This window comes from Corallococcus sp. CA047B (assembly GCF_003612065.1).
In the GTDB taxonomy this organism is placed as follows: Bacteria; Myxococcota; Myxococcia; order Myxococcales; family Myxococcaceae; genus Corallococcus; species Corallococcus praedator.
Map to the genome: position 1 here is coordinate 17,914 of NZ_RAWD01000100.1, position 10,468 is coordinate 28,381.

At 71.1% G+C, this 10,468-nt stretch carries 10 protein-coding genes; 5 read left to right on the top strand and 5 right to left on the bottom strand.

The genetic code is table 11. The features are described 5' to 3' along the window. Positions 1-4 precede the first annotated feature (4 nt). Complete coding sequence (locus D7X74_RS17455; RefSeq protein ID WP_233595647.1) at positions 5-1,267, bottom strand: hypothetical protein; 1,263 nt, start codon at positions 1,265-1,267, stop codon at positions 5-7. 183 nt (positions 1,268-1,450) lie between these two features. After that, positions 1,451-2,254, bottom strand: a complete 804-nt coding sequence (locus tag D7X74_RS17460; RefSeq protein WP_233595648.1) for a GNAT family N-acetyltransferase — start codon at positions 2,252-2,254, stop codon at positions 1,451-1,453. A 224-nt stretch (positions 2,255-2,478) separates the two neighbouring features. Here D7X74_RS17460 and D7X74_RS17465 point away from each other — a divergent pair, with 224 nt between their 5' ends. Continuing rightward, a complete protein-coding gene (locus tag D7X74_RS17465; RefSeq protein WP_120534099.1) occupies positions 2,479-2,802 on the top strand; it encodes a hypothetical protein in 324 nt (107 codons plus the stop codon). Positions 2,803-2,951: 149 nt separating this feature from the next. On the opposite strand, the gene D7X74_RS17470 is transcribed toward D7X74_RS17465, so the two are convergent. Continuing rightward, positions 2,952-3,731 (bottom strand): SDR family NAD(P)-dependent oxidoreductase, encoded by a 780-nt coding sequence (locus tag D7X74_RS17470; RefSeq protein ID WP_120534100.1) that lies wholly within the window; start codon positions 3,729-3,731, stop codon positions 2,952-2,954. A gap of 125 nt (positions 3,732-3,856) precedes the next feature. Here D7X74_RS17470 and D7X74_RS17475 point away from each other — a divergent pair, with 125 nt between their 5' ends. From D7X74_RS17475 to udk, 3 genes are all read left to right on the top strand, one after another. Continuing rightward, complete coding sequence (locus D7X74_RS17475) at positions 3,857-4,309, top strand: helix-turn-helix domain-containing protein (RefSeq protein ID WP_120534101.1); 453 nt, start codon at positions 3,857-3,859, stop codon at positions 4,307-4,309. A 35-nt stretch (positions 4,310-4,344) separates the two neighbouring features. Beyond that, positions 4,345-5,991, top strand: coding sequence for a DUF692 family multinuclear iron-containing protein (locus D7X74_RS17480; protein ID WP_120534102.1), 1,647 nt, complete (start codon positions 4,345-4,347; stop codon positions 5,989-5,991). Positions 5,992-6,059: 68 nt separating this feature from the next. Beyond that, positions 6,060-6,698 (top strand): uridine kinase, encoded by a 639-nt coding sequence (udk, locus tag D7X74_RS17485; protein ID WP_120534103.1) that lies wholly within the window; start codon positions 6,060-6,062, stop codon positions 6,696-6,698. 4 nt (positions 6,699-6,702) lie between these two features. Here udk and D7X74_RS17490 read toward each other — a convergent pair whose 3' ends face one another. Further along, positions 6,703-7,734 carry an alpha/beta fold hydrolase gene (locus tag D7X74_RS17490; protein WP_120534104.1) on the bottom strand — a complete coding sequence of 344 codons (1,032 nt, stop codon included), beginning with the start codon at positions 7,732-7,734 and terminating at the stop codon, positions 6,703-6,705. A 51-nt stretch (positions 7,735-7,785) separates the two neighbouring features. Here D7X74_RS17490 and D7X74_RS17495 point away from each other — a divergent pair, with 51 nt between their 5' ends. Then, complete coding sequence (locus D7X74_RS17495) at positions 7,786-8,715, top strand: hypothetical protein (RefSeq protein ID WP_120534105.1); 930 nt, start codon at positions 7,786-7,788, stop codon at positions 8,713-8,715. A gap of 32 nt (positions 8,716-8,747) precedes the next feature. Here D7X74_RS17495 and D7X74_RS17500 read toward each other — a convergent pair whose 3' ends face one another. Continuing rightward, positions 8,748-10,460: a PQQ-binding-like beta-propeller repeat protein gene (locus D7X74_RS17500; protein ID WP_233602145.1), complete on the bottom strand. Its 1,713-nt coding sequence runs from the start codon at positions 10,458-10,460 to the stop codon at positions 8,748-8,750. Between the last annotated feature and the right edge of the window lie 8 nt (positions 10,461-10,468).

The window sequence follows — 10,468 nt, forward strand, 5'->3', positions numbered from 1 at the left end:
TCTGTCAGCCCAGCGGATCCGTGAGGGGTTCCGGCATGACCCACAGCTCCGAGGGCCGGGCGTAGGACGCGTCGAACGCGAAGAGGATGCCGTTCCAGCGATCCCAGAAATCCGCCCAGCTGTACTCGGACGGAGGGGAGGTGAGCGGGTTGCCGTCGCGGTCCGGCTGGGCATAGGCGTAGTCCGCGTACGTCCACCGCACCGTTCCGAAGTCCGTCATCAGGAGCGGTGTCAACGCCTGGAGCACCCCGGCGCGGGACACCTCGTCGGTGGGCGAACCCGGGGGCGTGAAGACGGGCTGGGCCTGGTCAAGCTGTTCGCGCCACGCGACGAAGTTGGTGCCCATTGCGATGAGCGCGTCGCGGCGCGCGGGCGTGGGCGCGAGCCGGGCCTCCTCGTAGACGGCGAAGGCGGCCACCAGCAGGCTCTTCCAGTGCAGGCCGGGGAAGATCAAATCCATGCGGGTGGGACGGGGGCTGTCCTCCGCGTGCGCCAGCGCGTAGGTGTACGCCTGCTGTGCCTCCGAGTTGATGGCGTCCACGAGGGTGAACTCGGTGAGCACGCGCGCGGGGGTGATGGGGCCCGTGGCCGCAGCGCGCCAGTCCAGGTACAGGCGCGCCGACCCGCCGATGTCGTTGTAGATGGCGAGGTTGCCCTCGTGCAGCGTGCGCTCCAGCGTGACGACGATGACCTCGACCTTGTCGAGGGGCAGCAGGCCCGGCGCGCTCGCGTACAGCGCGCCCAGGCGCGACGCGGTGGCGAGCAGGGTGCGCACATCCGTGAGCGCCCCGACGTTGAGTGAACTCGTCATCACGCTCAGCGCCGCGGCCGCGTCGGCGGAGAGGCCCTGCGCGATGAGCTGGAGGGACAACTCCTGGAGCCGGAGCCGCAGCACACCGCTCAGTCCCAGGCGGTCCAACGCGTTCGTGAGCGACAGCGACGGCTGGAGCCGCGCCGCCGCGATGAAGTGCCGGGCCAGCGCCGCGCTGTACATGCCCTTGCCGCCGGCCTGTGACGCGTGCGGCGCGAAGGTGAACCAGTTCGGACGTGCGTTGCTGGTGCCACCGGGTTGCAGCGTGGGGTCGATGATGCCGCCCAGCTCATACGCGATGTCGATGTAGCCCAGCGTGATGGTGCGGTTGTCCTCCAGCGGCGTGGGTACGGACTGCGCGTGCGCGGACGCCGTGGTCAGGAGCAGGGCTGCCCCGAGGAGCGCGGGGAGCGAGAAGGCAGGGGGACGAACGTCGTTGCGAGCGGGGATCGCCACGGAAGAGGTCCAGGGTGTTGGGGTGGGGGAGCCGGCCCAAGCTAGGCATTCCGCCACTGTTTCCAACCCCCAGGCCCCGGCTTCAGGGCAGTGCGTCGTTGGCTGGAAGACTCTTGGAGAAGAGGTTCCTGTGGGGAGGACGCTCACTGCTCCCCTGGACGGAGAGCAGGCCAGGAAGGGTGCTCAGGCACCCTTCGCCGGGGCGAAGTACGAGACGAAGCCCGTCACGTCCCGGTAGCCCATGCGCCGGTAGATGGGGGCTCCGGCGGGAGTGGCATGCAGGACCGTGCGCTCCAGGCCCCACGCCCGCCTGGCCTCCGTGTGGGCATGGCGCAGCACGGCTTCGGCGGAGCCCTGGCGGCGGTGCTCGGGCAGCGTGGCCACGAGCGCGACGTAGATGAGGCCGTCCACGCGCAGCGCCGCAGTGGTGGTTCCCGGGGCCCCGTCATGGCAGCCGACGAAGGCCCGGCACTCCGGTCCGAAGATGCCCGGCGCGGCCAGGGCCTCACGCCCCAGCACCTGCGGCATGTCGTAGGCGGCGGCGTTCACGTCGGCGATCGCGTTGTAGCCCCACGCGTCCCGCACCGGCCGCACGTCGAGCTTCGGCGGCGGCCGCACCGGCGCGAGCAGGCGGTCCGCCACCATGCCCGTCATGAACATGCCGGGCTTGAGTCCCCGGGAGGCGAGCACCGCGTCCGCCTTGTCCCTCAACGCGGGCGAAAGCCAGTCGGGCGTCAGCGTGAAGGCCCAGCCATGTGGCCCCTGCGCGAAGTAGCGCGCGGCCGAGTCCACGGCGCGCTCCAGGTCGGCCTCCGTCTCCGCGGGCTTCGGCAGGAACGCCATGTTCATCAGGGACCACGACACGTGCCCCGCGGTGATGATCACCTCCGCCCGCTCCACCACCTCCCCACCGGACAAGCCCAGCGCGAACAGCCTCCATGCTCCACGGAACTGTGCGTGCGACTCGTCGATCTCGGCTCGGGACAAGGGCCACCTCGGGCGGGGAATGGGGGGAAGGATTCTCCGCATTCTCTGCGCCTCACGTCTACGTGCGTGGGGGCGGGGGGCTTGCTAAAGCGGAACAGGACCGGGGCTGCGAGGAGCGCGACGCGATGAATCCATTGGAAGGACAGCCCTGGCAGACGACGTGCCGGGTATGTGGCAGGCAGACGTGTCCGCGACCCGATGCGGTGGCTGCGTGGATGCGGACGATGTTGGATCGGGTGCACGGCACGCAGATGCGCGGCGCGGGTCGGCGGGGTCTGCGCGAGGCCCTGGCGATGGAGGGCGTGCTCATCACCACGCACCTGGAAGTGTGGTCGCGGGCGCTGGAAGGCGTGTGCCCGGACTGCATCGCGGAGGTCGCGCCGGAGACGGACGCGCGGCTCCAGGATCCGGAGGCGATGCACGAAGCGTCGCTCGCGCGCTGGCGCACGTCCGCGCCGGCCCTGGTGAGCGACGCGGTGGAGTCCGCGGTGGACGACGTGCTCGAAGCCGCGCGCGAGGCCGCCGCGCGGCAGCAGCCGAAGCCCTGAGCGCGACGGGCAGGGCGCGGGACGTCCTGCCTGGAACGACGCCTTGAAGGGGCGCAGGTCCACTTCCTGCGTCCACGCGGAGCGGTGCTGGCGGCGGCGGTTGCCAGGACGTCTCCGCGATGGCGTCGACGTCAAGCGGTCCCCGAGCCCTACCGGGAGGCGCGAAGCAAGGGCAGACCCGCCGGCGCGCCGTTGATGCCGCCATCGACGAAAATGTCCTGCCCGTGCACGTACGACGCGTCATCGGAGGCGAGGAACAGCACCGTCTTCGCGATCTCCTCCGGCTCACCCATGCGGCCCAGGGGAATGGTGGATGAGAGCGCCTTGTCCAGTTGCGCGTACGCATCCGGGTTGGGCGCCTGTGCGTCCCAGATGGGCGTGCGCGTCGCGCCCGGCGACACGACGTTGACCCGGATGCCCAGGGGCGCGAACTCCGAGGCCCACACGCTCGCCATCGCCTTCAGCGCGCCCTTGCTCGCTGCGTAGGCGGAGTACCCCGGCATCCCCAACTCGCTGTGCACGGAGCTGGTGAGGATGACCGACGCGCCGGCCTTCAGGTGCGCCGCCGCGGCCTGCACCGTGAAGAAGACGCCGGTGACGTTGGTCCCGAGAATGGACTCGAACGTCTCCTGCGACGTCTTGCCCACGGGCGTCACCGCCGCGATGCCCGCGTTCGCGAACACGATGTCCAGGCCCCCGAACCGCGCCACCGTCGCCGCCACCGCGCGCTCCAGCGCCGCCGGATCCGTGGCATCCGCCTGGACCGCCAGCACGTTCGCGCCCAGCTCCTTCGCCACCGCGTCCAGCGTCTCCTTGTTGCGCCCGGTGATGGCCACGCGAGCCCCCTCCGCCACGAACAGTCGCGCCGTCGCCAGCCCGATACCGCTATTGCCGCCCGTGATCAGCGCCGTCTTTCCCTTGAGCCGCATCGTCGTGCCTCCGGTGTAATTGGTTTCATGATGAAACCGAACGAGGAATGACTAAACGCGGTGGTTTCGTTATGCAACCAGAAGGACCTTTTCCCCTGGGAAGCGGGGGCTGGAAGGAGGCGGAGATGAAGCGGACGAGCATGGAAGGGGCGGCGTGCCCGGTGGCCCGGTCGCTGGACGTCATCGGTGACTGGTGGTCGATGCTGATCATCCGGGACGCTCAGCTCGGCCTGCGCCGGTTCGGTGAGTTCCAGAAGAGCCTGGGCATGGCGAAGAACATCCTGTCGCAGCGCCTTCGCCATCTGGTGGCGCACGGCATCCTGGAGGTCCAGCCCGCGTCGGACGGCAGCGCCTGGCAGGAGTACGTGCTGACGCCAAAGGGCCAGCGCCTCTTTCCCATCCTCATCGCCCTGGGCGAATGGGGCCTGGAGAACTGCTTCCAGGAGGGTGAGGAGCGGACGGTGATGCGCGACAAGGCGCACGGCCTGCCGTTGAGGCGGCTGGAGGTGCGTGCGGCGGACGGACGGCTGGTGACCCCCCAGGACACGCGGGCGGAGCGGGTCCCGCCAGAACGCTAGCGCCACGTGGGGCCCGGGCTGGTTAGGGTGTGCCCATGACGCGCCCTGCATCGGAATCGTGGACGCTGCCCTGGATGGGGCTGGGACTGAGCAGCAACCTGAGCGCCTCGGACGTGCCGCATCCGTACCGGTTGCTGGACACGGCCCCCGGGCTCTTCGACTTCGTGGAGTACAGCGCGCCCATCGCGCTGGAGGAGGCGAGGGCCCAGGCCACGCTCTTCCCGGAGATGTGGCGACGGCGCGTGGACGTGCCGGTGCTCTTCCACCCGGTGCACCTGAACCTCTACGGGCCGGAGCTGGAGCCCGCGTCCGCGCTGGCCGAACTGGACGCGCACGCGAAGGCGGTGGGCAGTCCCTGGGTGGGCAACGACGTCGGCTGGTGGCACGCAGGCGGCCAGCCCTTCCCGGGCTATCTGTACGTGACGCCGCCGTTCAACGAAGCGGGCCTGCGCGACTGCGCGGCGCACGCGCTCCACATCCAGGCGGGGCTGAGCGTCCCGCTGGTGGTGGAGAACCCCGCGGTGCTCGCCACGCGCGGTGGGATGCACGCGCTGGATTTCATGGCGAAGCTGCACGCGCGCACGGGCCTGCCGCTGCTCCTGGACCTGGGGCACCTCTTCAGCCACCAGCTCTCCGCGGGCCTGCCGCTGCGCTCGGGGCTGGACGGCTTCCCGTTAGATCAGGTCGTGGAGATCCACCTCGCGGGCGGAGTGGTGACGCGCCGGGGACCCCGGTCCTTCTACGTGGATGACCACACGCAGCCGGTGCGCGAGGAGCTGTTCGAGCTGCTGGCCGAGGTGCTTCCCCGCTGTACCCGCCTGCGCGCCGTCACCTTCGAGGGAGATGGTCACCCGCCGGAGGTGGCGCTCGCCTCGCTGCGCCGCCTGCGCGCCCTGGTGCCGAAGGAGTCCCGGCCGCCCCTTGAGATCCCCGCGTCGCGCGAGCCCGTGCCCGCGCTCAAGGCGGAGAGCCGGCCGTGGGTGCTGTTCGACGTGGGCCACGGCGTCACGCCCGCCGCGGAAGACGAGGATCCGGAGGGCTCGCGCGCGGACCGGGACTTCCGGCTCGCGGTGGTGGCGGAGCAACTGGACAAGGACTGGCCGCTGACGCGCCTGTTGCTCGCGGCCACGCCGGCGGATCTGGAGTCCTTCACCCGCTCGCGCGAGTACCGGGCGCTCTTCGACGGGCTGGGCAAGTCGCTGTCGCACGCGTTCGCGTCCTGGGCCCGCAAGCGCGTGATGGCCTCCGCGTCGGATGGTCTGGCCGCCGCGCTGTCGCTGGAGATGATGTTGCCGCACGCCTTCCTCCAGGCGCCCCCAGCCCCGGCGCCTGGGCAGGTGGCCCTGGCCGAGGACGTCCGCCTGGGCTCCTTCCCGGCGGACCTGACGGAGTTGGTTTTCGCCACACGCGCATTGCGACGGCACCTCACCGGCCGTGCGTGGGCGTGCGGTGCAATGGAGGTGTCCGGCCTGGAAGCCCTGGCACAGGTGGCAGCCCGGCCGGGCCCGGGCCCGTGGCGCTTCGCCATCCGTCGCAGGGCGCAGGGCTTCGAGGTCGTGACGCTGCCGCCAGGGGTGGCGGACGGGCTGTGGGCGCTGGGAGACGGCCCGCTCCCGGTGGGGGAGGTGCCCCCGGCGGCGCTCGCGGAAGGGCAGGGGCGAGGGCTCTTGCGGCGCGGATAAGGCGGACGGGATGTCGGAGGGTCAACGGATCCTTGCGCCCACCTGTCTGGTGGGGTACTGCCCGCCGCATGTCGTCACCCCTCGTCGTTGGCATCGCGGGCGGCACCGCATCCGGTAAGACAACGGTGGCCCGCAAGGTGCGTGAGGCCCTCGCCGACTGCAGGGTCGCCTTCATTGATCAGGACTCGTACTACCGGGACCTGAAGGACATGTCCCTGGCGGACCGGCGGGAGGTGAACTTCGACCACCCCGACGCGTTCGACATCGAGCTGCTCGTCAGCCACCTGCGCGCCCTGAAGGCGGGGCAGGCCATCCAGAAGCCCGTCTACGACTTCGTCACGTCTGGCCGCCAGCCGCACACGCACCGCGTGGACCCCGGGGACATCATCCTCATCGAGGGCATCCTCGTGCTGCACATGAAGGAGGTGCGCGACGAGATGGACGTGAAGATCTACGTCGACGCGGACGACGACCTGCGCATCCTTCGCCGCCTCACGCGCGACATCAAGGACCGCGGCCGCGACTTCGACCACGTGGTGGGCCAGTACCTGCGCCACGTGCGCCCCATGCACATGGGCTTCGTGGAGCCGTCCAAGCACCACGCGGACATCATCATCCCGCACGGCGGCAACAACGACATCGCCATCGGGATGCTCGTGGGCGCGCTCAGGGCCCGGCTCGTCGCGCCCCAGCACCTGGCGCGCTAGGCCGTCAGCGCCAGCGCAGGAAGTCCTGCACCGGGCCGCGCAGCCGGTGCGCGTCCGCCAGCAGGGTGCCGTGATCGCCCGGCCCCTGCAGCTCCACGAAGCGCGCCTGCACTCCGGACGCCGTGAGCAGGTGGTACGTGTCACGCACGCGGCCCGCCGGCGCCAGCGCGTCCGTCGAACCCGTGAGCAGGAGCACCCGCGCGCGGATCTGCGCGAACGTGTCCGTCAAGTCGCAGCCCGCGTACGCCGAGCACAACAGCGACCACGCCGTCGGGTCGAACGTGTCCGCGAACGACGCGGCCTCTGCCTCCAGGGCCGCCTGCGCCGTCGCGCTGTCCGGATACGCCGAGCCCAGGTGGTCGCGCCCGTACAGGAGCCGCAGGTAGTCCAGCCGCAGCCGCGACAGCGTCTTGTTGGGCGCGCGCTCGCGAAGGGGAGGGGTGTCCTCGTTGTCGGGCGCCATGCGCAGCACCTGTGACGTGAGGCCCAGCTTCTCGCGCAGACCCTCCGGCAGGGCTCGCGCCGCGCCCAGCACCACCACGCTGTCCACGATGTCCGGGAACAGCGCCGCCAGCCGCAGCGCGACGAGTCCGCCCAGGCCCACGCCCACCAGGGCCCGCACGTGCGTCAGGCCCTGGGCCCGCAGGAACGCGGACACGCCCCGCGCCATGTCCAGCACGGTGAGCGGCGGCAGCGCCTTGCCCCAGGGCGCGCCGGAGTTGGGTTCCACGGTGATGGGCGACGTGGATCCGAACGGGCTGCCCAAGAGGTTGGGCAGGAGCACCGGCGTCACCTCCGGATCCAACGCCTTGCCGGGGCCGATGAGCTCATGGCCCCAGCCGGAGGGCTGATACGGAGCGTCCGACCGAGGGTCCAGCGCTTGATGAGAATGAGACAGGTCGTGCAGCACCACCACCGCTTTGCCATCCGACGGTTTCCCGTAGGCCTGCCAGGCGATCTGGGGGTTTCCCAGCAGCTCCCCTTCCTCGAGTGGAAGAGGCACGGTGAACGATTGGATTCCCCCGGCGTGGAGCACGATGATGCAGGCTCATATCATTGCCTGCCCGAACGCACAGGAGCCTGACGCGTGAAGCGCTACTTCGGATTCATTGTTCTCATCGCCTTGGTGATTGTCGCCGCGGTGACGAGCTACCGCACTTCCGCCGCACGGACGAAGGAGGCGGAGCGGGATGCCGACTTCCGCCGCATCCAGTCCGTCTATCTGGAGCGCGTGGGCTGGATGCGCACCAACCCGGACGAGGCCTCCTATCGGGATGAGCTGAAGCCCTTCTTCAAGACGTACTTCGAGGACATCGACGCGCACCTGACGCGCTTCGAGGGCAACACGAAGTTCGACAACTACCTCCAGGAGCTGGAGAAGCGGGAGTCGGCCGGCGGCGAGAAGAAGGACGCTCGCGCCGGAGATCGCAAGGCGTTCTACGAGTACGCGCGCAAGCAGTTCGACAGCCTGCGCGAGGGCAAATACCGCCCGGTGTGGACCGCGAGCGACAAGGGCATGCGCCTGGACATCGTGAGCTCCGACGTCGTGATGGTGATGGGCAAGCCGCAGATCCGTCTGCAGCTGGCGCTCTGGGGTGCGCAGCGGGTGGAGAAGGAGGAGGGCAAGGTGAAGAAGATGGTCACCAGCGCCTCGTTCGACACGGTGTGGAAGCTCACCGACGCGAAGGGCAAGCTGCTGGGCGAGATGCGCGGCGCGGATCCGTCGATGAAGATCGACTACCCCGAGCGCCTCATCGCGGAGTTCCCCCCGCAGATGGTCCTGGGCCACTACGACCTGGACCTGCTGCCCGCGGAGGTGGCGAAGCTGGAGATGACCATCAACGTCGGCTCGCACGCGGCGTCCGGCGGCCAGGCCAACTCCACCTACGTGTGGAAGTTGGACGTGCCGTCGGAGTGGAAGCTGGGTGCCAACGAGACGTGGGAAGGCGCCACGCAGGAGGAGCGGCCGGAGGAGGAGATCGACCCGGCCAAGGCCTCCGCCAAGAAGGGCGAGTAAGCCCTTCGGAGCAGCAGCGCGCTTCGCCGTCGCTATTCGACGACGGCGAAGTGGGACCCCAGCCGGTACGCGGCCAGCGTGCCGGCGTCGTCCAGGAAGTAGAGGTTGAGGCGCACGTCGGCCTGGAGCGCGACCAGCCCCACCCCCGCGCGCACCTCCGCGAGCACCTGTCCGCCGCGAGGATCCACCGCGCGCACCACCTCGCCCGCCACCAGCGTCACGTCCCGCGCGGTGCGTGCCGGCAGCGCCGCGATGAGTGGCTCCCCCGCGGCCCCCACGCGCCAGTCCACCTGTCCGGACAGGGACACGCGGGCGGCGGCCCCGGATGCGCTCGTCACCACCACCGCGCGCGGCAGCGGCGCCAGCGCATAGGGCCCCGGGCCCAGGTGCAGCGCGCGCTCCCAGACCTTGCGGCCGCGCGAGTCCAGGCACACCAGCAGCCCGTCCTCGTCGCGCATCCCCGCGAGGAACACGCGCGGGCCCATGGGCAGCGGCGTGGAGGGCAGGGTGAGGTCCGGCTCATGCGTCCACAGCGCTTCGCCGGTGTGCGCGTCCGACAGCAGCATCGCCCAGTGCGAGCCGCGCCCCAGGATGGCCAGGAACCGCTTGCCCCACGGCACCGGCGCGCCATGGAAGGGCATGGGCGAGCGCAGCCGGTAGCGCACCTGTCCGTCCTCCAGGTCCAGCCCGTAGAGGTAGCCCGAGTCCGTGGACAACAGCGCCCGGTGGCCCTGCGTGGCCAGCCACCCTCGCTGCGTGCGGGGCGGGGCCAGGCGCCACACCTCGCGGCCCGTGGCCTCCGCGAAGGCCACCGCGGTGCGGTCCTCCGACAAGGTCAGGAGCAGCCCGTCCTGCCGCAGGAGCAGGGGCCCCAGGGGGATGCCGTCGTGATCATGCAGCCAGCGCGCGCCCGCGCCCCGGCCGGTGAAGCCGAACACGCGCGCGCCGTCCGCCGCCACCGCGTGGCCATCCGCGGAAGCCGCCACGCCCAGGGACGCGGACCTGCGCCACAGCTCCGCGCCGTCCTTGCGTGAGAACGCGCACGCCAGTCCTGGCGCGCAGTACACCGGCCCATGCCGGCCCACGAGCAGCCGCGCCTCTTCCGGTTCGTCCAGCCCGCGCTGCTCCCACAGCTTCTCGAAGCGCAGGCGCCGCAGCCGCCCCGGGACCTTCAGGGGCCGGGACTCGCCGCGAGCCGGCGCGCTCTTGCGCTCGCGCGCCTCGCCCTCTGCTTCGGGGGGCTTCCGGGCGCCCCTCAGGTGTGACAGGCCCTCGCGGCAGCGCTCCGTCAGCTCCACGAGGTACGGGTTGGAGACCTGGACGCGGTGGGCCTCCGCGAAGGCCAGCCCCAGCGCCTCGCCCAACTGGAAGAGCGCGGACAGCAGCGCGCCGGGCTCCAAGGGGAACCACGTGCCGGTGGGGCCTGTCTTCGCCCGTTGCCCCTTCAGGTCCAGCGTCAGCACGGGGCGCACGCCCGCGGGCTCGAACTCGAAGCGGGCCTCGCCCAGCTCCACGGCCCGCGCCAGCTCCACCGCCTGGCGGGACAGCTCCAGCACGGTGAGGAACGGAGGCCCCTGGGCACGCCACGCCTGGGGCCGCCCGGGCAGCGCGAGCCACACCTCGCCCGCGCCCAAGAGCGGCGCCAGCGCCCCGGAGGGACCCTTCGCGGGACCCTCGCGGGCGGCGGGGGACACGTCCTTCAATTCGAAGCCGAAGCCCGGCACGGAGACGGGCTCGATGCGCAGCGGGGTGG

Bases quoted from the DNA above. Each gene is read 5' to 3' on its own strand.
- D7X74_RS17480 (WP_120534102.1), top strand. From the start codon at position 4,345: ATGACGCGCCCTGCATCGGAATCGTGGACGCTGCCCTGGATGGGGCTG.
- D7X74_RS17475 (WP_120534101.1), top strand. From the start codon at position 3,857: ATGAAGCGGACGAGCATGGAAGGGGCGGCGTGCCCGGTGGCCCGGTCG.
- udk (WP_120534103.1), top strand. From the start codon at position 6,060: ATGTCGTCACCCCTCGTCGTTGGCATCGCGGGCGGCACCGCATCCGGT.
- D7X74_RS17470 (WP_120534100.1), bottom strand. From the start codon at position 3,731: ATGCGGCTCAAGGGAAAGACGGCGCTGATCACGGGCGGCAATAGCGGT.
- D7X74_RS17465 (WP_120534099.1), top strand. From the start codon at position 2,479: ATGTTGGATCGGGTGCACGGCACGCAGATGCGCGGCGCGGGTCGGCGG.